Source organism: Pseudomonas sp. Sample_22 (genome assembly GCF_004307635.1).
In the GTDB taxonomy this organism is placed as follows: domain Bacteria; phylum Pseudomonadota; class Gammaproteobacteria; order Pseudomonadales; family Pseudomonadaceae; genus Aquipseudomonas.
In genome coordinates this window covers 173,288-194,732 of record NZ_RCNY01000031.1, presented here as the reverse complement: position 1 = coordinate 194,732, position 21,445 = coordinate 173,288, and the positions used below count along the sequence as shown (strand labels likewise).

18 protein-coding genes and 2 pseudogenes are annotated in these 21,445 nt (G+C 52.5%); all 20 read left to right on the top strand.

Annotated features, from left to right (window positions below; translation table 11 throughout):
- The first annotated feature begins 1 nt into the window (after position 1).
- The 20 genes and pseudogenes from D8U73_RS07930 to D8U73_RS07835 all read left to right on the top strand — a co-directional run bounded on the left by D8U73_RS07930 (position 2) and on the right by D8U73_RS07835 (position 21,443).
- Entirely contained in the window at positions 2-2,209 is a 2,208-nt protein-coding gene (locus D8U73_RS07930; protein WP_241668504.1) for a bifunctional prephenate dehydrogenase/3-phosphoshikimate 1-carboxyvinyltransferase, read from the top strand.
- Positions 2,206-2,895: a (d)CMP kinase gene (gene cmk, locus D8U73_RS07925; RefSeq protein ID WP_056856455.1), complete on the top strand. Its 690-nt coding sequence runs from the start codon at positions 2,206-2,208 to the stop codon at positions 2,893-2,895. The genes D8U73_RS07930 and cmk overlap by 4 nt, the downstream gene beginning before the upstream one ends.
- A gap of 119 nt (positions 2,896-3,014) precedes the next feature.
- The gene (gene rpsA, locus D8U73_RS07920; RefSeq protein WP_034151020.1) at positions 3,015-4,706 is read left to right on the top strand and encodes a 30S ribosomal protein S1; all 1,692 of its coding nucleotides are present in this window, start codon (positions 3,015-3,017) and stop codon (positions 4,704-4,706) included.
- 246 nt (positions 4,707-4,952) lie between these two features.
- The gene (locus D8U73_RS07915) at positions 4,953-5,231 is read left to right on the top strand and encodes a hypothetical protein (protein ID WP_056856453.1); all 279 of its coding nucleotides are present in this window, start codon (positions 4,953-4,955) and stop codon (positions 5,229-5,231) included.
- Between the two features lie 150 nt (positions 5,232-5,381).
- Positions 5,382-5,678: an integration host factor subunit beta gene (gene ihfB / locus D8U73_RS07910; RefSeq protein WP_007899751.1), complete on the top strand. Its 297-nt coding sequence runs from the start codon at positions 5,382-5,384 to the stop codon at positions 5,676-5,678.
- Positions 5,679-5,705: 27 nt separating this feature from the next.
- A complete protein-coding gene (locus tag D8U73_RS07905; protein WP_130904141.1) occupies positions 5,706-5,945 on the top strand; it encodes a LapA family protein in 240 nt (79 codons plus the stop codon).
- Positions 5,946-6,170: 225 nt separating this feature from the next.
- Positions 6,171-7,247, top strand: a complete 1,077-nt coding sequence (gene rfbB, locus D8U73_RS07900; RefSeq protein WP_177434370.1) for a dTDP-glucose 4,6-dehydratase — start codon at positions 6,171-6,173, stop codon at positions 7,245-7,247.
- Positions 7,244-7,354, top strand: a pseudogene (locus tag D8U73_RS07895) (sugar nucleotide-binding protein); the annotation flags it as partial. The gene rfbB and the pseudogene D8U73_RS07895, both read left to right, overlap by 4 nt.
- 30 nt (positions 7,355-7,384) lie before the next feature.
- Positions 7,385-7,604, top strand: a pseudogene (locus D8U73_RS29435) (sugar nucleotide-binding protein); the annotation flags it as partial.
- A complete protein-coding gene (gene rfbA / locus D8U73_RS07885) occupies positions 7,601-8,488 on the top strand; it encodes a glucose-1-phosphate thymidylyltransferase RfbA (RefSeq protein WP_130904140.1) in 888 nt (295 codons plus the stop codon). The pseudogene D8U73_RS29435 and the gene rfbA, both read left to right, overlap by 4 nt.
- A gap of 401 nt (positions 8,489-8,889) precedes the next feature.
- Positions 8,890-10,332 (top strand): mannose-1-phosphate guanylyltransferase/mannose-6-phosphate isomerase, encoded by a 1,443-nt coding sequence (locus D8U73_RS07880; RefSeq protein ID WP_130904139.1) that lies wholly within the window; start codon positions 8,890-8,892, stop codon positions 10,330-10,332.
- A gap of 140 nt (positions 10,333-10,472) precedes the next feature.
- Positions 10,473-11,846 carry a phosphomannomutase gene (locus D8U73_RS07875; protein WP_130904138.1) on the top strand — a complete coding sequence of 458 codons (1,374 nt, stop codon included), beginning with the start codon at positions 10,473-10,475 and terminating at the stop codon, positions 11,844-11,846.
- A gap of 103 nt (positions 11,847-11,949) precedes the next feature.
- A complete protein-coding gene (gmd, locus tag D8U73_RS07870; protein ID WP_130904137.1) occupies positions 11,950-13,044 on the top strand; it encodes a GDP-mannose 4,6-dehydratase in 1,095 nt (364 codons plus the stop codon).
- An 11-nt stretch (positions 13,045-13,055) separates the two neighbouring features.
- Complete coding sequence (locus tag D8U73_RS07865; protein ID WP_130904136.1) at positions 13,056-14,141, top strand: DegT/DnrJ/EryC1/StrS aminotransferase family protein; 1,086 nt, start codon at positions 13,056-13,058, stop codon at positions 14,139-14,141.
- Positions 14,142-14,243: 102 nt separating this feature from the next.
- Entirely contained in the window at positions 14,244-15,026 is a 783-nt protein-coding gene (locus D8U73_RS07860; protein ID WP_130904135.1) for an ABC transporter permease, read from the top strand.
- Complete coding sequence (locus D8U73_RS07855; RefSeq protein WP_130904134.1) at positions 15,023-15,793, top strand: ABC transporter ATP-binding protein; 771 nt, start codon at positions 15,023-15,025, stop codon at positions 15,791-15,793. Before D8U73_RS07860 ends, D8U73_RS07855 begins: the two co-directional genes overlap by 4 nt.
- Positions 15,771-18,068 carry a glycosyltransferase gene (locus D8U73_RS07850; protein WP_241668502.1) on the top strand — a complete coding sequence of 766 codons (2,298 nt, stop codon included), beginning with the start codon at positions 15,771-15,773 and terminating at the stop codon, positions 18,066-18,068. The genes D8U73_RS07855 and D8U73_RS07850 overlap by 23 nt, the downstream gene beginning before the upstream one ends.
- Entirely contained in the window at positions 18,059-19,711 is a 1,653-nt protein-coding gene (locus D8U73_RS07845; protein WP_241668501.1) for a glycosyltransferase, read from the top strand. Before D8U73_RS07850 ends, D8U73_RS07845 begins: the two co-directional genes overlap by 10 nt.
- Positions 19,708-20,337 carry an acetyltransferase gene (locus D8U73_RS07840; RefSeq protein ID WP_130904133.1) on the top strand — a complete coding sequence of 210 codons (630 nt, stop codon included), beginning with the start codon at positions 19,708-19,710 and terminating at the stop codon, positions 20,335-20,337. The genes D8U73_RS07845 and D8U73_RS07840 overlap by 4 nt, the downstream gene beginning before the upstream one ends.
- Positions 20,331-21,443: a glycosyltransferase family 4 protein gene (locus tag D8U73_RS07835; protein ID WP_277751636.1), complete on the top strand. Its 1,113-nt coding sequence runs from the start codon at positions 20,331-20,333 to the stop codon at positions 21,441-21,443. Before D8U73_RS07840 ends, D8U73_RS07835 begins: the two co-directional genes overlap by 7 nt.
- The last annotated feature ends 2 nt before the right edge of the window (positions 21,444-21,445 follow it).

Sequence of the window (21,445 nt, the reverse complement as noted above, 5' to 3'; positions counted from 1 at the left end):
TATGATCGGGCGCCTGGTGGTGGTCGGTCTGGGGTTGATCGGCGGTTCATTTGCCAAGGGTTTGCGCGAAAGTGGCGTGTGCCGCGAAGTGGTCGGGGTCGATCTCGATCCGCAGTCGCGCAAGCTGGCGGTTGAACTGGGTGTGGTGGATCGCTGCGAAGAAGACCTGGCCGTTGCTTGCCAAGGTGCCGACGTGATCCAGCTCGCCATCCCGATCCTCGCCATGGAGAAAATGCTTGGCCGTTTGGCCAGCATGGACTTGGGGCAAGCGGTTCTGACCGATGTCGGCAGCGCCAAGGGCAACGTCGTACGTGCCGCCACAGAAGCGTTCGGCGGCATGCCGTCGCGCTTCGTGCCAGGACATCCGATCGCCGGCTCCGAGCAGAGCGGGGTGGAAGCCTCCAATGCTGAGTTGTTCCGTCGTCACAAGGTGATCCTGACGCCGCTGGAGCAGACCGATCCGCAAGCTTTGGCCGTGGTCGATCGCTTGTGGCGCGAATTGGGCGCGGATGTCGAGCACATGCAGGTCGAGCGCCACGACGAAGTCCTGGCGGCGACCAGTCACCTGCCGCACCTGCTGGCCTTCGGTTTGGTCGATTCGTTGGCCAAGCGCAATGAAAATCTTGAGATCTTCCGTTACGCTGCGGGCGGTTTCCGCGATTTCACGAGAATCGCCGGAAGCGACCCGGTCATGTGGCACGACATCTTCCTCGCCAACCGCGAAGCTGTCCTGCGCACACTCGATACATTTCGCAGCGACCTCGACGCCTTGCGCGACGCGGTCGATGCAGGGGATGGGCACCAATTGTTGGGCGTTTTCACTCGCGCCCGGGTTGCCCGCGAGCATTTCAGTAAAATCCTGGCCCGTCGGGCCTATGTGGACGCTATGAATTCCAACGATCTGATTTTCCTGGCTCAACCTGGTGGCCGCCTGTCCGGTCGGATTCGCGTACCAGGTGATAAATCGATTTCCCACCGTTCGATCATGCTCGGCTCCCTGGCCGAAGGCGTCACCGAAGTCGAAGGCTTCCTCGAGGGCGAAGACGCCCTGGCGACCTTGCAGGCGTTCCGTGACATGGGTGTGGTCATCGAAGGCCCGCACCACGGTCGCGTGACCATTCACGGCGTCGGCCTGCATGGCCTGAAACCCGCGCCTGGCCCGATCTACCTGGGCAACTCCGGTACTTCGATGCGCCTGCTGTCCGGCCTGCTGGCCGCGCAGGATTTCGACAGCACCCTGACCGGCGATGCTTCGCTGTCCAAGCGCCCGATGAATCGCGTGGCCAATCCGCTGCGCGAAATGGGCGCGGTGATCGAAACCGCCGCTGAAGGCCGTCCGCCGATGGTCATCCGTGGTGGCAACAAGCTCAAGGGCCTGACGTACACCATGCCAATGGCCAGTGCCCAGGTGAAATCCTGCCTGCTGCTGGCGGGCCTGTATGCCGAAGGCAAGACCACCGTCACCGAACCGGCACCGACCCGCGATCACACCGAACGCATGTTGCGCGGCTTCGGCTACCCGGTCACCGTCAATGGCGCGACCGCCTCCGTCGAATCCGGCAGCAAGCTGACCGCGACCCACATTGAAGTACCGGGCGACATCTCGTCGTCAGCGTTCTTCCTGGTGGCTGCTTCGATCGCTGAAGGCTCGGAGCTGGTACTTGAGCACGTCGGCATCAACCCGACCCGTACCGGTGTGATCGACATCCTGCGCCTGATGGGCGCCAACATCACCCTGGAAAACCAGCGTGAAGTGGGCGGCGAGCCGGTAGCGGACTTGCGCGTACGGGCGGCTAAACTCAAGGGTATCGAGATTCCTGAAGAGTTGGTTCCGTTGGCTATCGACGAATTCCCGGTCCTGTTCGTGGCAGCGGCCTGTGCCGAAGGCCGTACTGTGTTGACCGGCGCCGAAGAGCTGCGGGTCAAGGAGTCGGACCGTATCCAGGTCATGGCCGATGGCCTGCTGGCGCTGGGCGTCAAGTGTGAGCCAACCCCGGACGGCATCATTATCGATGGCGGCTCGATCGGCGGCGGCGAAGTGCATGGTCACGGCGATCACCGGATCGCCATGGCATTCAGCGTTGCATCGCTGCGCGCTACTGCACCGATCCGCATCCATGATTGCGCCAACGTCGCGACGTCGTTCCCGAACTTCCTGGCGTTGTGCGCACAGGTCGGTATCCGCGTTGCCCAAGAGGCTCAGTCGTGATCAAAATTGCACCGGTCATCACCATCGATGGGCCAAGCGGCTCCGGCAAAGGTACGGTCGCCGGGATCCTGGCCAAGCGTCTGGGCTGGAACCTGCTGGATTCCGGTGCACTTTATCGGCTGCTGGCATTCGCCGCGCATAACCACGGCGTTGATCTGACCAACGAAGAATTGCTGAAAAAACTTGCCGCTCATCTGGATGTGCAGTTCATCGCGGCGACCGAAGGTCAGCTGCAACGCATCATCCTGGAAGGCGACGAAGTCAGCGATGTGATCCGCACGGAAAGCGTCGGCTCCGGTGCCTCTCAAGTGGCTGCATTGCCCGCCGTACGCGAGGCGCTGCTGCAGCGCCAGCGTGCATTCCAGGAAGCGCCGGGCCTGGTGGCCGATGGCCGGGACATGGGAACGGTGGTTTTTCCGGACGCGCCGCTGAAGATTTTCCTGACCGCCAGTGCCGAGGAGCGTGCGCGCCGTCGATACTTGCAGTTGAAGGGCAAAGTCGATGGTGTTAGTCTGTCGAGTCTGCTAGATGAGATACGTGCACGCGATGAGCGTGACACCCAGCGAGCGGTAGCCCCGCTCAAGCCGGCGGCTGACGCCATACAGCTGGATTCCACGGAATTGTCCATCGATCAGGTGCTGGAACGCATCATGAGCGAGATCGCCATTCGCGATATTGCCGGGTGACCAAGAAGGCCGCAGGGGACCAGTCATAGTCCTGGGGCGCTTCTTCTAAATGAAACTAACCCACACCGTCTGGGGTGTGGAGATGGGCGTATTCTTCGCCCTCATCAACAGGAATTAAAATGAGCGAAAGCTTTGCGGAACTCTTTGAAGAAAGCCTAAAAACCCTGAACCTTCAGGCAGGCTCCATCATCACCGGTGTTATCGTTGATATCGATTACCAAGCTCGCTGGGTAACCGTTCACGCTGGCCTGAAGTCTGAAGCACTCATCCCGCTTGAGCAGTTCTACAACGACGCTGGCGACCTGACTATCAACGTCGGTGACGAAGTTCACGTTGCGCTGGACTCGGTTGAAGACGGCTTTGGTGAAACCAAGCTGTCCCGTGAAAAAGCCAAGCGCGCTGAATGCTGGATTGTTCTGGAAGCTGCCTTCGCAGCCGAAGAAGTGGTCAAGGGCGTTATCAACGGTAAGGTTAAAGGCGGCTTCACTGTCGACGTTAACGGCATCCGTGCGTTCCTGCCAGGTTCTCTGGTTGACGTCCGTCCAGTGCGCGACACCACGCACCTGGAAGGCAAAGAGCTGGAATTCAAGGTCATCAAGCTGGACCAGAAGCGCAACAACGTTGTCGTTTCCCGTCGCAGCGTCCTGGAAGCCGAGAACTCCGCCGAGCGCGAAGCTCTGCTGGAATCCCTGCAGGAAGGCCAACAAGTCAAAGGTATCGTCAAGAACCTCACCGATTACGGCGCATTCGTCGATCTGGGTGGCGTCGATGGCCTGCTGCACATTACCGACATGGCTTGGAAGCGCATCAAGCATCCTTCCGAAATCGTCAACGTTGGCGACGAGATCGATGTCAAGGTTCTGAAGTACGATCGCGAGCGCAATCGTGTTTCCCTGGGCCTGAAGCAACTGGGCGAAGATCCATGGGTTGCTATCAAAGCCCGTTACCCAGAAAGCACTCGCGTTACCGCTCGTGTAACCAACCTGACCGACTACGGCTGCTTCGCTGAGCTGGAAGAAGGCGTTGAAGGTCTGGTACACGTTTCCGAAATGGACTGGACCAACAAGAACATCCACCCTTCGAAAGTCGTACAAGTCGGCGACGAAGTGGAAGTCATGGTTCTGGACATCGACGAAGAGCGTCGTCGTATCTCCCTGGGCATCAAGCAGTGCAAATCTAACCCATGGGAAGATTTCTCTGGCCAGTTCAACAAGGGCGATAAAATCTCCGGCACCATCAAGTCGATCACCGATTTCGGTATCTTCATTGGTCTGGACGGCGGCATCGACGGTCTGGTTCACCTGTCCGACATCTCCTGGAACGAAGTGGGCGAAGAAGCCGTACGCCGTTTCAAGAAGGGCGACGAGCTGGACACCGTTATCCTGTCGGTTGACCCAGAGCGTGAGCGCATCTCCCTGGGCATCAAGCAACTGGAAAGCGATCCGTTCTCCGAGTACGTTCAAGAGAACGACAAAGGCGCAATCGTTAAGGGCATCGTGAAAGAAGTTGACGCTAAAGGCGCCATCATCACCCTGGCCGACGATATCGAAGCGACTCTGAAAGCCTCCGAAATCAGCCGTGACCGCGTTGAAGACGCGCGCAACGTTCTGAAAGAAGGCCAGGAAGTAGAAGCCAAGATCATCAGCGTTGATCGCAAGAGCCGCGTAATCCAGCTCTCGATCAAGTCGAAAGACGATGCTGAAGAGAAAGAAGCAATCCAGAGCTTGAAAGACAAGCCTGCTGCTGACATCGCTGCTGGTCCTACCACTCTGGGCGACCTGTTGCGTGCACAAATGGAAAAACAGAACTAAGTTCTGACTTTCTGTAAAAAGGGCGACTTCGGTCGCCCTTTTTTTTCGCCTGCAATTTGTAGCTTCCCCCCGTAGGTGCTGCCGAAGGCTGCGAACTGTCCGGGTCGTCCACACGATCAGCAAACCCACGAAACCAACACCTCCGTTCAACTGTCTCTTTCTTTAACAGGATCAACCGCTTATTTGCAGCTAGTCTTACGCTCAAGCGAACCAAGCCAGGGCAGCATGCCTGGCATAAGGAAGTGAATGAACAAGCTCATCGTCGCAATAGCTTTACTGACACTGGCGGGCTGTACCACTAATGCCAAGACCCATGCGGTACGAGGTGTTAGCGGCATTGAGGTTGATTGTTCGGGGTTGGGCTCGGGCTGGGAGAAATGCCAAAAGCGCGCAGCAAAGGAGTGCAAGGGCGCCGGCTATAAAGTCGTCACCCGATCAGACGATGCAAAGGAAGAAGATGAATTCCCGTTCGGCTTCAATCCGGCAGGCTACCTGACACGAACCATGCTGGTCATCTGCAGGTAACGTCGCCAATCAGGATCGGCGTAGTGACACTTAGAACCGCCACCTTCTTGTCCTGGAAGATATGTCAAAACTCGGGCTGTTCAAATTCATGCGGGCGTGCTAAAACCTTTGGAGCGATTTTCCTAGCTGCTTGAAAAAGAAGGGAAAAATATGACGAAGTCGGAGTTGATCGAACGAATTGTCACCCATCAAGGGCTGCTCTCATCCAAGGATGTCGAGCTGGCCATCAAGACCATGCTCGAACAAATGTCCCAATGCCTGGCCACCGGTGATCGGATCGAGATCCGCGGGTTCGGCAGCTTCTCCTTGCACTACCGCGCGCCGCGGGTAGGGCGCAATCCGAAGACTGGTCAGTCGGTTAGCCTGGATGGCAAGTTTGTTCCGCATTTTAAGCCGGGGAAGGAGCTGCGAGATCGCGTGAATGAGGAAGAGGAAGAAGGCCTTTGACAGTCTCTGTGATTCAAGGAGCTGCTGATGCGTAACCTCAAGCGTGTGTTGCTCGCGGTGTTTATCCTGCTGTTGGTTTTGGTGATTCTGGTGTTCGTGCTTGAGAATCAGCAGTCGGTCACCTTGCTGTTCCTGGGTTGGGCGGGGCCGCAGTTACCCGTTTCGTTGGTCATAGTGTTGGCGCTGCTGATCGGCATGGTGATTGGGCCGGTCATTAGCTGGATTTTGGGTCGTGTCTCCAGAGCGTCGCGCAGACGGCTCGTTTGATTGCGGCACTGCAAGTGACAATTAAACGTCAATTACTGCTTGTCCATATCCAATAGTAAAACCGTCATTAAGCTGTAAAATGTTGCGCTTCTCCGATAGTGGCATATTCCCATAACAGTTAAGGCTTTTTCGTCAGAGGTCTCGGCTGGTTTGATGGGTATTGCATTCATGGATCAGGCAGTGCGCGACTTGACGGCTGTCTGCAACTCAAGGGTATGGTTTCGCGTGAAAATTCTTGTTACCGGTGGCGCCGGGTTTATTGGCTCGGCGGTCATTCGTCATATCATTTCCAGCACCAATGACTCTGTCGTTAACGTCGATAAGCTGACTTATGCTGGCAACCTTGAGTCACTGTCTCAAGTTGGTCAGAGCCCGCGTTACGCCTTTGAGCATGTCGACATCTGCGATCGGGATCAGATTAATCGAATCCTGCACGAGCATCAGCCGGACGCGATCATGCATCTGGCTGCTGAGTCGCATGTTGATCGCTCGATCTCTGGCCCATCTGAATTCATCCAGACCAATATTATCGGTACTTATACGTTGCTCGAAGCGGCGCGCCGTTATTGGACTGGGTTGGATGATGTACGCAAGGCCAACTTTCGCTTTCACCATATTTCGACAGATGAAGTCTATGGTGACCTTGATGGCCCAGAAGATCTCTTTACCGAAAACACCCCCTATCAGCCGAGTTCGCCATATTCAGCCAGCAAGGCTAGTTCCGACCATCTGGTTCGTGCCTGGAGCCGTACCTACGGCCTACCCGTACTGGTAACGAATTGCTCGAACAACTATGGCCCTTGCCACTTTCCCGAGAAACTGATCCCGTTGATCATTCTCAATGCGCTAGAGGGCAAACCATTGCCGGTCTACGGTAAGGGCAACCAGGTTCGCGACTGGCTCTACGTTGAAGATCACGCCCGCGCCCTTTACAAAGTGGTAACCGACGGCGTAGTGGGCGAGACATACAACATTGGCGGCCATAACGAAAAGCAAAACATAGAAGTGGTGCGTACTCTCTGTGCGCTGCTCGACGAGCTTCGTCCGGACTCGGCACATCGGCCACATGCCAACCTTATCACCTACGTTCAGGATCGCCCGGGGCACGACCAGCGCTACGCGATCGACGCCAGTAAAATCCAGCGTGAGCTTGGCTGGGTGCCGGAGGAAACCTTCGAGACCGGAATTCGCAAAACCGTCGAATGGTATTTAGAAAATGCTGAGTGGGTTGAGCATGTGAAAAGTGGTAGCTACCAACAATGGATCGATCAGAACTACGCAGGTCGCTCAAACAACGCATGAAAATCCTGCTACTTGGAAAGAACGGTCAGTTGGGGTGGGAGCTGCAACGCTCGCTGCCTCCGCTTGGTGAATTGATTGCCGTGGATCGGCGCGTCACCGATGGTCTTCCCTCGCTGTAAGTGGCAAGGTGTCTTTTGCATGGTTACGCCAGCTATGCGATCGGTTTCGCTCAGGCAAGCGGCGGCAGCTCGCCGTAAAAACGATTAGTCCAGTAGAATCGGCTACCTATCCTGCGCCCGCTCGTCGTCCTCTGAATTTGCGTTTGAATACTAGAAGCTGCGCGAGAATTTTTCTCTACACTTGCCGGATTGGCAAAATGGTGTAAATCGAATGCTTAGGGAAGTTCTTAATAAATGAGCACGATCAATCGTAAAGGCATCATCCTCGCTGGTGGTTCGGGCACGCGTTTGCACCCGCTGACTCTTGGTGTGTCTAAGCAAATGTTGCCTATCTACGACAAACCAATGATTTTCTATCCTCTGTCTGTGCTGATGCTCGCCGGCATCCGGGAAATCTTGATTATCTCCACGCCGGAAGACATACCGAATTTCCGCAAGTTGCTGGGCGATGGCAGCCTTTACGGTATCAAGCTCAGCTATGCCGAACAACCAAGCCCAGATGGCTTGGCGCAAGCTTTCATCATCGGTGAAGAATTCATTGGTGATGACCCGTGCTGCTTGATTCTAGGAGATAACATCTTCTACGGCCAAATTACCGAGCACCTTCGCTCGGCTGGTGATCAGGTACATGGGGCGACCATTTTTGGCTATCACGTCTCAGATCCGGAACGCTTTGGTGTCGTGGAGTTTGATGCAACAGGTCAAGTCTTGAGTATTGAAGAGAAGCCGCAGCACCCCAAGTCCAACTATGCAGTGACCGGCTTGTACTTCTATGACAATCAGGTTGTCGAGATCGCGAAGAACATCAAACCTTCGGCGCGAGGCGAGCTGGAAATTACTGATATCAACCGCGTCTACCTCGAGCAAAAGTCGCTCAAGGTCGAGATGCTCCGGCGCGGGTTTGCTTGGTTGGATACAGGAACCCACGATTCTTTGCTTGAGGCGAGCCACTTCGTACACACAATCGAGAAGCGCCAAGGACTGAAAGTCGCGTGTCTTGAAGAAATTGCCTACAACAAAGGATGGATTTCAGCCGCCGAGTTGCTGGCCCAGGCTGAGCGTCTTGGCAAGACTGGTTACGGTCAGTATCTGGAAAAGCTTCTGGAATCCCATCCGCGCTGATATTTCATCGGTGTTGAGGGTTGATGTTATTTTGATGGCAGATAACAACGCCATTTATTTGTTTTCAAATGATTTTTTCGTCTCCGGTCGGCCCGTGAGTTATTAATCGTCAGTACTAGCTGTAGAATGGTCGACAGAATTGTTAGGCCTGTTGGATACACAGCTGATTCTCAATTGAGTTGCTTGAAACGGTGTGAATATCCGAGAGCCGGTGCCAGGGAGGTTCGTGCAGGCGAAGTGCATCAGGAGGCCCGACAGGATTGTATCAACGTTGAGCAGCCCCAACTGCAATCGCTTCAAGCAATAGCTTGCATTGATTACGATGCAGGAATGACTGGAAACATAACTGAGCCCCGCTTGCTGGTCGCATCTGCCAGAGGAGGGGATTAAGGACCTAGAGCATGGAACTGATTCCCGTAATTTTGTCTGGTGGAGTGGGTAGCCGTTTGTGGCCTGTTTCTCGAGAGGCTCACCCCAAGCCGTTCATGGACTTGCCAGATGGCCAGAATCTCATTCAGAAAACTTTTCTGCGCGCATCGCGCCTGGAAAGCGTGGTAGAGATTCTCACGGTGACCAACCGGGAGCTCTTGTTCAAAACCGAAGACGAATACGGCGCAGTCAATAAAGCCAAGCTTGCGCAAGGTTTCATTCTGGAACCATTCGGCCGCAATACAGCAGCCGCCGTTGCTGCTGCCGCGCTACAACTGGAAGCCTCCCACGGCCCTGATGCCCAGATGCTGGTATTGGCTGCAGATCATCTGATCAAAGATGAAAAAGCTTTTGCTGCTGCCGTGACTAACGCCATGGCGCTCGCCGCCGAAGGATGGCTGGTCACATTCGGCATTCAGCCGACGTATCCCGAAACCGGATTCGGCTACATAGAGGCGCAGAAAGCCGCACCCTTGAAGGGCGGATTGAAGGTAGCCCGCTTCGTCGAAAAGCCTGATCTGGATACAGCCCAAGCCTATGTCAGCGCAGGTAATTATTACTGGAATTCCGGTATGTTCTGTTTTCGGGTCGGCACAGTTCTCGAAGAACTCCGCGAGCATGCACCGGACGTCGTGGCCGCTGTCATCAAGACCATCGAGCAATCGCGTCTTACGTCGTCTTCCAAGTATCGCTGCCTCGCGCTCAACGCTGAAGCATTCGCCGAAGTGCCGGATATTTCCATCGACTACGCGCTGATGGAGCGTTCGTCCAAGGTCGCGACCATTCCATGCGATATCGGTTGGAGTGACATAGGCTCGTGGAATGCCGTCAGTGAGTTGACTGAACCTGATGAGAATGGCAACCGTTTTGAGGGGGAAGTGCTGTCTCACGGGTCGCGCAACAACTATGTGAACAGTGAAGGCCGCCTGACGGCACTGGTGGGTGTTGAAGATCTGCTAGTGATTGATACACCTGACGCAGTGATGATTGCCCACAAAGATCACGCTCAAGACGTAAAACACATAGTCAATCAGCTCAAAGCTTGCAGTCATACGGTTCACCTGCTGCACCGCACCGTGCATCGCCCGTGGGGTACTTACACAACGCTTGAAAACGGCGATCGTTTCAAAATCAAGCGCATTGTGGTGAAGCCGAAGGCGTCGCTGTCCCTGCAAATGCATCATCACCGAAGCGAACACTGGATCGTCGTCAGTGGCATGGCTGTGGTCATCAACGACAAGCAGGAGCTGATGTTGAACACCAATGAGTCGACATTTATCCGTGCGGGCCACCAGCATCGATTGATGAACCCGGGGGTCATAGACCTGGTGCTGATTGAAGTGCAAAGTGGTGATTATCTCGGCGAGGACGATATCGTGCGCTTCGATGATAACTACGGTCGCGCCGACAAGTAACAGTGCCTTGCTCAAGCCAGGTCGGTGAGGTACTCGCCGACCGGGCTTTTTTGCTTTTTATCTAGGCTGATGCTTCCGTCTGTCGCAGACGTGTGACTCGCGGTGCGGCATCACTTCATATACCTCAGTAAGAGAGCGGTATGAACACCCCTATCAAAACCCAATGTTTCAAAGCCTATGACATTCGTGGCCAGGTTCCGTCCGATCTCAATGAAGAAGTTGCCTACCGGATTGGTCGAGCCTTGGTTGCCGAATTGCAGGCCAGGAATGTTGTGCTGGGCCGGGATATGCGCCTCGAAAGCCCAATGCTGGCAGAGGCGATGACTCGTGGGTTGCTTGAGGCAGGCGCGAATGTCATCGATATAGGGTTGTGCGGCACCGAGGAAGTCTACTTTGCCACCAGTGCGTTTGGAGCTGACGGCGGCGTGATGATCACTGCAAGCCACAATCCCAAGGGCTACAACGGGATGAAGCTGGTAAAGGCGCAATCTCGGCCGATCAGTGGTGATACCGGTCTCCATGCCATACGCGACCGTGTGGAAGCAGGGGATCTGGGAGCGTTGGCGACAACTCCCGGCAAGATTCAATACGAATTGGATAAGTCTCGCTACATCGAGCATCTGCTTTCTTACGTCAATGTCGACAATCTGAAGCCATTGAAAATACTGGCCGACCCGGGCAATGGCGCAGCTGGGCCGGTATTGCAACAATTGGTTTCGAGGCTGCCTTTCGAATGGGTGATGATCAATGCTGAACCCGATGGCAATTTTCCGAACGGTGTACCTAACCCGTTGCTGCCGGAAAATCGTGACCTGACACGGCTATCCTTGCTGGAAAACGGCTGCGATCTGGGGTTGGCTTGGGATGGCGATTTCGACCGTTGCTTCTTTTTTGACCAGAATGGTCGATTCATCGAAGGTTATTACCTGGTAGGGCTGCTGGCAGAAATGCTGCTGAAAAAGAACCCGGGGTCGAAGATCATTCATGACCCGCGGCTGACATGGAACACCATCGATCAGGTTCGATTGGCGGGCGGTGTTTCAGTACAATGCAAGACTGGTCACGCCTTTATCAAGGAGCGCATGCGCCTGGAAAATGCAATCTATGGTGGTGAAATGAGTGCCCACCATTATTTCCGGGATTTTGCTTATTGTGACAGCGGCATGATTCCCTGGCTGCTGGTGACTGCGTTGATGTCTGCCTCGGGTAAAAATCTGGCCCAGCTTGTTGATGAGCGCATTGCCGCCTATCCATGCAGTGGCGAAATCAACTACCGAGTGAGCAACGTGGCAGCAGCACTGGAAGAGGTCTTGAAGCATTATTTGCCTCAGTCACCTCAACTGGACGAAACGGATGGAATTAGCCTGGATTTCTCTGATTGGCGTTTCAATCTGCGAGGTTCCAATACCGAACCCTTGTTGAGACTGAATGTGGAGAGCAGAAGGGATCCGGCGCTGGTAGCTACAAAAGTCAAAGAAATTGAGGGATTGCTGAACAGTAAATATATGGAATGAAAAAAACGGTTCTCACTTCCGAATGGAAGGTGAGAGGGCGGCAATGAGTTGGCTCTCTGATAGAGACTTACTGTTCGATTGATTAATTTAAATTGGTGAAAAAATGAGCGACAAGAAAGTAGCGTTGATTACGGGTATTACTGGTCAAGATGGGGCTTACCTCGCTGAGTTCCTGCTCAAAAAAGGTTATTCGGTACACGGCATCAAGCGCCGTGCCTCGCTGTTCAATACTCACCGAATTGACCACCTTTACCACGACCCGCATAAGAAAGGCTACGATCTGAATCTGCACTACGGTGACCTGACCGATTCGAGCAGCCTGATCCGCATCGTGCAGGAAGTCCAACCCGATGAAGTTTACAACCTCGGGGCGCAGAGCCACGTTGCTGTATCCTTCGAGTCGCCAGAATACACCGCTGACACGGATGCCATGGGTACACTGCGCATTCTGGAAGCAATCCGTATCGCCGGCCTTGAGAAGAAAACCAAGTTCTATCAGGCATCGACTTCAGAGCTTTACGGTCTGGTGCAGGAAATTCCTCAGAAAGAAACCACTCCTTTCTATCCACGCTCCCCATATGCCGTCGCCAAGATGTACGCCTACTGGATCACCGTGAACTATCGCGAGTCCTACGGTATGTATGCTTGCAACGGTATTCTCTTCAACCACGAATCGCCAATTCGCGGTGAAACATTCGTAACTCGCAAAATCACACGTGCTTTGGCACGAATCAAGGTCGGTCTGCAAGACTGCCTGTACCTCGGTAACATGGACGCCCTGCGTGACTGGGGTCATGCCCGTGATTACGTAGAAATGCAATGGCTCATGTTGCAACAGGAAACGCCAGACGACTTCGTGATCGCGACAGGTGAACAGCATTCTGTTCGCGAGTTTGTCGAGGTTGCTGCGAAAGAAATCGACATCAAGATTCGTTGGGAAGGTACGGGTGTAGACGAGAAAGGTTACGACGTCGCTACCAACCAATGCATCGTTGCCGTCGACCCACGTTATTTCCGTCCTGCCGAAGTTGAGACACTACTGGGTGACCCAAGCAAAGCCAAGGCAAAATTGGGCTGGGAACCAACTACCTCCTTCAATGAGCTGGTAGAAGAAATGATGCGTGAAGATCTGCGTGAAGCCAAACGTGACAAGCTGGTCGCTGAACACGGCTTTAAATATTTCCAGGGTCAGGAATAAAGGGGGCTGGGATGATTCCTGTATATCAGCCCTTCCTGGGCGGCCGCGAAAAGGAATATGTTAACCAGTGTCTTGATTCGACCTGGATTTCTTCTCGTGGAGATTTTATCTCCCGTTTCGAGAGCGAGTTTGCCCGTTACATTGGTGCAGAACACGCGACGACGGTGAGCAATGGCACCGTAGCTCTGCACCTGGCAATGGCAGCATTGGGGCTTGGGCCTGGCGATGAAGTGATTGTTCCGACACTGACCTATGTCGCGTCGGTCAACACCATCATGCAGACCGGGGCGAAAGTCGTGTACGCCGAATCGTTGGCGGATACCTGGAACGTCGACATTGCTGACATTCGCAGTCGTATCACGCCAAAAACCAAAGCGGTCATGGTCGTGCACTTGTACGGCTTGAGCTGTGACATGGACGAAGTCGTCGCGCTTTGCAAAGAGCACAATCTGCTGCTGATCGAAGACTGCGCAGAAGCTTTTGGCTCTCTGTACAAAGATCAGCATGTTGGCACCTTTGGCGATGTCGCTACCTTCAGTTTCTTCGGCAACAAAACCATTACTACCGGTGAGGGTGGAATGGTGGTTTGCAAGAACAAGGACATTCACGAAAGAGCCTGCCATCTCAAGAGTCAAGGCGTCTCCAAGACCCGGGAATACTGGCACGACGAGTTGGCTTACAACTATCGGATGACCAATATCTGCGCGGCCATTGGCCTCGCTCAATTGGAACGTGCTGACGAGATCATTGCACTCAAGCGGCAGGTCGCGGACTGGTACCGTGAAGCACTTGAAGGGCTTCCATTGCAGATGCACGCAGAGCAGCCAGGAACCCGTCACTCCTACTGGATGTGCTCGGTAGTGCTGGATGATGCGAGCAAGCGTCAGGCGCTGCGTGATCATTTGAAGAGCAAAGGTATCGAGACACGCCCATTGTTCGCTCCCGCTAACACCATGCCGCATTGCAAAACGGACGAGACTTTTCCGGTCGCGCAGGATCTTAGCTCGCGTGGGATGAACCTTCCGAGTTATCCGACTCTGACTCGTGAGCAGGTGCAGCAAGTAGTAGAAGAGATTCGATCTTACTTTGCCAGCTGATGATGCGCTTGAATTGAGGCTGGCAACAGCCTCAATTTTTATAAGAATTCAAAGAGGACGAATAATGTCCAGGCTTTCGAATTTAATTATTCAGGGGAAGTAATGTTTTCGTATTTTTCGCGCGTTTGGGCTGCTCGATACTTTTGGGTGCATCTTGCACTGGCTGATTTGCGTTCCCGCTGGCGCAGGTCGTTTTTTGGTGTGACATGGTCAATTATTCAACCATTGGGCATGACCGTACTCCTGACGCTTGTATTTAGCAAACTGTTCAATACGGATGTATTAACCTACGCCCCCTATGTTCTTTCTGGGATAGTCGTGTGGGAATTTATTTCGGCTAATACTATTGGCGGCTCTTTGTCATTCGTTCAAGCGGATGCCTACATAAAACAATGTAATCATCCTTTGGCAATTTATACCCTGCGTACGGTAATTGGTAGTTCAATCGTGCTCATGCTGGCCAGCGTTTCTCTCTATCTCTGGGTCGCAATCATGATGCCTCAGAATTTCGGTTGGAGTTGGTTGGCGACCCTAACGATATTCCCCATCGTTGCTTTGATAGCATGGCCCGTGTCAACTCTACTCTCCTATATCAGCACCCGTTTTCGCGACGTTCCCCATGCGCTCGGCCTGGTTATGCAGTCTTTGTGGTTTGTATCCCCGGTGTACTTTGAAGCAAAAATGTTTCAGAACGGCGGACTGCATGCCCTGATCGACTACAACCCGATTTATCACATTCTTCAGTTGTTTAGAGCGCCTCTATTACAAGGGGAATGGCCAACGTTGGCTAACTATTCCTACAGTTTAGGGACCGCTTTGTTTTTTGGCTTGATCGCGATGTGTGTTGGTTACAAAGCAGAGCGGAAGGTGATTTTTTACCTATGAGAATGAATAAGATCAATCAGATCAATGTAAAAAATGTGAATCTCCATTATGCAGCCGCTGCTTACAAGGAGCGTTCGTTAAAGTCGTTGTTGGCGAATATCTTCTCAAAAAAAGACGCTGATAATCATGTAGCTGATATTCATGCGCTGAAGAATATAAATGTTCAAATTGTCAGTGGCGAGCGTGTAGGGCTTCTTGGTCATAATGGCGCGGGTAAGAGTACATTCCTCAAGACTGTTGCCGGCTTGTATCCTATCTCCAGCGGCGAACTGAATGTGCAAGGCCAGGTTCGTTCCTTGTTCGACTTAAGCTTGGGTTTTGAACCTGATGCGACAGGGCGGGAAAATATCCTTTATCGAGGTTTGTTGCTTGGTCTGTCACCCAAATTTATGCGAGAGAAAATCGACGAAATCGTCGAGTTTGCTGATTTGGGCGAATTTATTGATTACCCTATTAAAACATATTCTGCCGGGATGCAAGTGCGACTTGCGTTCGCTATTTCCACCACGGTGGGCGGCGACATATTGTTGCTGGATGAAGTTATTGGTGCGGGCGATGCCAACTTTATGGCAAAGGCGAAAGTAAGAATAACCAGTCTGATCGAAAAAGCAGAAATTCTCGTTCTTGCCTCTCATGACTTTGGAGCCTTGCAATCCATCTGTACCCGAGGATTGGTATTTCATCATGGTGAGTTGCTGTTCGATGGTAAAATCACTGACGCAATTGCTGAATACAAGAAGATAAATGGACTTGCTGATGCAAACTAAACCGCTTCGTGTGATGTGGCTGCTGAATCATGGTGCGGCTCGTAAATTCGAGCTTGAAATGCTTAGGTCTCTGGGCGTCAATGAGTTTTTTTTGCCAAAGTCATTTCCACAGGAAATCGGTTTTCGTTCGGCTAGCATTGATTATTCTGAAGATGCGAATCTTACTATTCCAACTGAAGATCTGGAAGTATTGAACCAGCAGAATTGGTATGTGGCACCTTCCAAAGAAGCTTGGGATATTGCCAATAAATACTTTGATATCTGTTTTTTCATCTGCCATTCGAAAGGCTTCATGAATGAAGTATCGAGATCATTTACCGGTGCGGCTATCTGGCGTGCTTATGGCCTGGATAAAACACTAAGTTATTCAGAAGTGGTTAAGGTTTTATCTCTAGGTACACAGTCTGTCAAGAAGCTCGGTCGACGGCTTTGGTTGGGGATAGCCTACGACCATCTGGCTGACTCGGAGCCCATGTATCTACAAAAACGAAAGGCTTTTTTACCACTGGGCCTTAACAACTGTGCGATCAATGATGTCTGGAACGGAAAGCAGAAGCACATTTTTTTCGTGTGCCCGGACATTGGTTTCAGTAGCTACTATAAAAAAGTATACGAAGATTTCGTTTCGGACATGCAGGGGATGCCCTACAAAATCGGCGGTTCGCAGCCGATTGAAGTGGACGATCCAAATGTGCTGGGATTTGTCACCCACGAAGAACATGAACGCAATATGAGAGAGTCGCGAGTCATGTTTTATCATTCAAGCGAACCCAATCATATTCATTATCATCCTTTCGAAGCCATCCGCGTCGGCATGCCACTAGTCTTCATGAGTGGTGGCATTCTTGATCGAATGGGGGGAGCGACCCTTCCTGGTCGATGCGAGTCTGTCAAAGAAGCGAGAGAGAAAATTCGTCGCATCTTGAATGATGATTCGAAATTTATCGAGCAAGTGCGTAAAAGTCAGGCGGTACTGCTGGAGCCGATGCGGGCAGAGAACTGTGAAGCCGCTTGGATAAGCAGCTTCAAGGAGATTCTGCAAGAGCTGGAAGTCAGTCGCTTGGAACAAAGCCAGCGACCAGTCAAACGCAAGAAAATCGCAGTGGTAGTCCCTGTCGAATATCGAGGGGGAAGCCTTCGTGGGGCCCACCTGCTAGCGGAAGCATTGCATGAAGGAAGCAGGCAGTGGGGGGAAGATGTCGACGTTGTCCTCCTGCATTTGAAGTCTGCTGATGATGAGGCAGAAGTTCCTACCGATCAGGATGAGAGAATTCAGCTTCGCACCTTTCACTGGAAAACCCTCGACGCGCAAACCGCACGCAGAGCCATGCGATACGCAGGCCACGACGGCTGGGAACCTGACTCCGTGAGATATGTTGTTCCGGATGATGGCATTAAACAGCTTCTGGACTGCGACGCGTGGATCATAGTCTCTGATCGTGTTCAAGCTCCGTTAGTGCCTTTGCGGCCCTGCATTTTCATGGTCTATGACTACCTCCAGCGCTATGAAAAGGTACTGTCGAAAAGTGGAGATGAACACTTTATCAGCGCTGTGCGTCGGGCGCAGAAGCTTCTTGTAACGACTGAATTTACGAAACAGGACGCCATTCAGTACGCAGGCGTTGAAGTGAATCGAATCGCTAAGGTGCCTATGCTGGCTCCTGACTTTTCAAAAGTTGGACCTGGGATATTGTCGGCACCCGACCAGCCCTATTTCTTGTGGACAACTAATGCCGGCGCGCATAAAAATCATGTGAACGCACTGAAGGCGCTCAAATTTTATTACGAGGCGCTGGGAGGTCAATTCTTCTGTCATGTGACGGGTGTGAACACTGACAATATGCTAGAGAGTAGTGAACCGCACCTTAAGTCCCTTTCTGCATTGGTTAATGCAAGCGCCGCATTATGGGGGAAAGTTAAGTGGCTTGGTGAACTCCCTGACTTTGAATACCGTTGTACATTGGCGAATGCAACGTTTCTATGGCATGCCGGTAAAATTGACAACGGTTCATTCAGTGTTGTTGAGGCCGCTAGCTTAGGTGTGCCGGCACTAAGCAGTGACTATCCCGCCATGCGTGAGATGGACATTCAATTTTCACTGCAGTTGTCCTGGATGAATGCCTCCGACTATAAAGAGATGGCGCACCAGTTAAAAGATATGGAATTGACTTACTTGTCCAAGAAGGCCCTGCTTCCATCGCCTGAGGTATTGGCAGAACAAGGCGTTGAGAAGTTGGCGGCACAATATTGGGGAGTCATACGAGAGTGTCTATAAATAAATATGGTATTTACCTGGCCTACGCGCCAGGGTTGGATTTGCGCCATGAAGGATTGGGTAGATACCTCGCTGCCTTTCTGAAAGGTGCAAGCGACCGAGAAGACGTGGGCTTTGTCCTGGTGTGCCCGAGTTGGTCGAAAGAAGGCCTTGAAGATCTATTTCGCAGCGAAGGGGTCTCACAGGAGCGCTTTGAATTAGTTTCCCCCTCGAAAAAGCCGATGGTGTTACGCATTTACGAAGCTTACATAGCCCGAAAGAAACGTAAGCGCAAGCCTGGACTGTTCAAAAGGCTTTCCAATGGCGTCTCAGCGATTAAAAAAGCTGCCATTGATCACGTTGAGCAGCAGTTAGTTACGACAAACTCGTACTTGGGCTTGGCGGTGTTGCTGATAGAAGGGCTTTTTCTTGCAGGCCTTGCGCTTTTGATTAGCCCAATCATTATCCTGGGGTTGGTTGTTCTTTTTTTAATAAAATTTAAGTTTGTTTTCAAACGACTTTCCCGGCCTTTTCGGCGCCATTTATCACGGGCCCGAGGGGCAGTTGGACAGCCTAAGGACGACGCTTTTATTTTTCGACTGTATAAGCGGATGGAGAGAATCGAGTCAGAGCGGATGCTTCACTTGATTGATAGCCTGGCTGATGTGAAAGCTTGGTACAGTCCTACTGCTTTTTGGCCCGCCTTCAACAAAATAGATCGTCCACGTCTGATGTGTGTGCCGGATGTAGTGCTATCGGATTTCCCCGTCGGTTTCTCTAGTGTGGGAGGCGAACGCTTTTTGCAAACCTATGAGGATGTTCGCCGATCGATTCAGACTGGACAGCATTACGTCACTTACAGCAACGCGATCAAGTGGGACACGCTGGTCGAACAGTATTCGATACGCGCTTCTAATGTATCGGTGATTCACCATGCCCCGAACATGTTGAACCAATGGGTCACAACCCGAGGATTTGCGGATCTGGAAGCGACGTCGCTTCATTATTCACAAACGCTTCTTAGTAGTGCGATGCGCAAGTCCTCCAATAAGAACTATACGGTGGGTTTTGCAAATGCATCGTTCAAATTTATATTTTATGCAAGTCAGTTTAGGCCGAACAAAAACCTGCTGATGTTACTGCGGGCCTACGAGTTTCTTCTAAGAAAAAAATATATCAGTCACAAGCTGATTTTGACCGGTGATCCTGAGCGTTATCCGGCGGTCAAAAAGTTCATTGCCGAACACGGCTTGGAGAACGACATTTTATGCTTGCACGGTTTGACGGTGCAGGAGCTTGCTGCCTGTTATAAGTTGGCAGATCTGGCAGTCAACCCTAGCCTGAGTGAAGGGGGATGCCCATTCACCTTTACCGAGGCTCTGTCCGTAGATACGCCTGTGGTCATGGCTCGAATCGCGGTGACTGAGGAAATACTCAATCAGCCAGAACTTCAGGAAACGACATTTTTTGACCCGTTTGATTGGGAAGATATGTCACGTCGTATTGACTGGGCGCTTTCTCATCGAGAAGAGCTTCTGACACTGCAGAAAACTATCTATCAAAGCCTGATTCAGCGAACCTGGACGGATGTTGTGAACGAGCACATCACGGTCCTTGAATCGATTTCCGCGGGCGACGGTATCCCTTCGGAGGTCACTGCATGACTTCAACCACAGGGCTGTTGATTCTAGGGTTTGGCGGGCATGCCCGGAGCGTGGCTGATGTCGCACTTGCATCGGGTATCACGCAATTGTGCTTTATCGACGCCAACGCCAGACCAGGTGAGTCGTTTTGTTCGTTTCCCGTGAAAGCGTCCGTGGATTTTGAGCTGCCTGAGGATTGGTCAGTCATTCCCGCCGCGGGAGACAACAAAAAACGAATAGAACAATGCGGATGGGTCATTCAACAGGGATGGCCTTTAGCAACTCTCATCTCTCCCAGTGCCACGATAGGTGTTGGAGCCCAAATTGGTGAGGGGAGTTTTATTGCTCATCACGCTCATATCGGGCCAATGGCTTCCGTCGGACGTGGTTGTATTATCAACACTGGTGCAATTGTCGAGCATGAGTGCGTAGTGGGTGACTACAACCACATTTCCGTTGGCGCTGTGGTCGCCGGTCGGAGCCGTGTCGGCGATCGCTGCTTCCTGGGGGCGGGCTCAACGGTGATCGACGGACTGCAGGTGGCAGACGATGTCATGCTGGGCGCCGGTGCGTGCGCCCATCGCAATCTGGAAAAGGCCGGTACTTACGTGGGAGTTCCTGCGAAGTTTTTGGGGCACAAATCTTGAAAATCCTGCATTTTTTCAAGACTTACTACCCGGATACCATGGGCGGTATAGAGCAGGTTATCTTTCAGCTCGCTGAGGGGGGGATACAGCACGGTATGGCGTCTGAAGTCCTGTACCTTAGCCCCCGTGGCGCAATGCGCAACGAACGGCTCGGAAACCATATTACCCACCGGTCATATGAAAACCTTCAGATCGCTTCCACCGGCTTTTCAATCGGCGCGATCAAGGACTTCATCGAACTCGCAGAGCAAGCCGATGTTATCCATTACCATTTTCCATGGCCATTCATGGACATGGTCCACTTTCTTTCCAGAGTGAAGAAGCCGACCGTTGTTACTTATCATTCGGATATCGTGAAGCAGCAGACGTTGCTCCGACTCTATAATCCGCTCTTGCACGCATTTCTCCGAAATGTCGACGTTATCGTTGCCTCTTCACCCAACTATGTCGCCAGTAGCGAGACACTGGGTAAGTACGTGGATAAAGTCAGAGTAATCCCGATCGGCATCGATCGCAAAACATACCCTGTGGTGACTGACGCGTCGCTGGCTCATTGGCGTGAGACAGTAGGTGAGCGCTTCTTCCTGTTTGTTGGGGCACTCCGCTATTACAAAGGCCTCGACTTTCTTCTGGAAGCTGCTCAGCAAACAAAGCTGCCGATCGTGATCATGGGCAAAGGCCCCATGGAAATGGCACTGAAACAGAAAGCCAAAGAGGCGAACCTGGATAATGTCTTTTTTGTCGGTGGCCTTCCGGACGCTGACAAGGCCGCTCTGATGACCTTGTGTTTCGCTTTGGTTTTTCCTTCCCACCTCAGGTCTGAAGCCTTCGGGATCACCCTGCTCGAAGGGGCGATGTACGGGAAACCATTGATTTCCTGCGAGATAGGAACCGGTACCACGTACATTAACATCGAGGGTGAGACGGGCTATGTAGCGCTGCCGGGAGACAGTGCATCTCTGGCCAGTGCTATGACGAAGTTATGGAATGACCCATTGGGCGCGGCAAAAATGGGCGAGAATGCTCTAAAGCGATATGAAGAATATTTTAAGGCTGATGATATGGTTAAGTCTTACAGTGATGTATATCTATCGCTTTTGAAGTGATT

What these genes read in the sequence shown, in the direction of transcription:
- D8U73_RS07865 (WP_130904136.1), top strand. Translation starts at nt 13,056, where the DNA reads ATGATTCCTGTATATCAGCCCTTCCTGGGCGGCCGCGAAAAGGAATAT.
- gmd (WP_130904137.1), top strand. Translation starts at nt 11,950, where the DNA reads ATGAGCGACAAGAAAGTAGCGTTGATTACGGGTATTACTGGTCAAGAT.
- ihfB (WP_007899751.1), top strand. Translation starts at nt 5,382, where the DNA reads ATGACGAAGTCGGAGTTGATCGAACGAATTGTCACCCATCAAGGGCTG.
- D8U73_RS07905 (WP_130904141.1), top strand. Translation starts at nt 5,706, where the DNA reads ATGCGTAACCTCAAGCGTGTGTTGCTCGCGGTGTTTATCCTGCTGTTG.
- D8U73_RS07930 (WP_241668504.1), top strand. Translation starts at nt 2, where the DNA reads ATGATCGGGCGCCTGGTGGTGGTCGGTCTGGGGTTGATCGGCGGTTCA.
- rpsA (WP_034151020.1), top strand. Translation starts at nt 3,015, where the DNA reads ATGAGCGAAAGCTTTGCGGAACTCTTTGAAGAAAGCCTAAAAACCCTG.
- D8U73_RS07855 (WP_130904134.1), top strand. Translation starts at nt 15,023, where the DNA reads ATGAGAATGAATAAGATCAATCAGATCAATGTAAAAAATGTGAATCTC.
- D8U73_RS07860 (WP_130904135.1), top strand. Translation starts at nt 14,244, where the DNA reads ATGTTTTCGTATTTTTCGCGCGTTTGGGCTGCTCGATACTTTTGGGTG.
- D8U73_RS07875 (WP_130904138.1), top strand. Translation starts at nt 10,473, where the DNA reads ATGAACACCCCTATCAAAACCCAATGTTTCAAAGCCTATGACATTCGT.
- D8U73_RS07850 (WP_241668502.1), top strand. Translation starts at nt 15,771, where the DNA reads ATGGACTTGCTGATGCAAACTAAACCGCTTCGTGTGATGTGGCTGCTG.
- D8U73_RS07840 (WP_130904133.1), top strand. Translation starts at nt 19,708, where the DNA reads ATGACTTCAACCACAGGGCTGTTGATTCTAGGGTTTGGCGGGCATGCC.
- D8U73_RS07915 (WP_056856453.1), top strand. Translation starts at nt 4,953, where the DNA reads ATGAACAAGCTCATCGTCGCAATAGCTTTACTGACACTGGCGGGCTGT.
- rfbA (WP_130904140.1), top strand. Translation starts at nt 7,601, where the DNA reads ATGAGCACGATCAATCGTAAAGGCATCATCCTCGCTGGTGGTTCGGGC.
- D8U73_RS07880 (WP_130904139.1), top strand. Translation starts at nt 8,890, where the DNA reads ATGGAACTGATTCCCGTAATTTTGTCTGGTGGAGTGGGTAGCCGTTTG.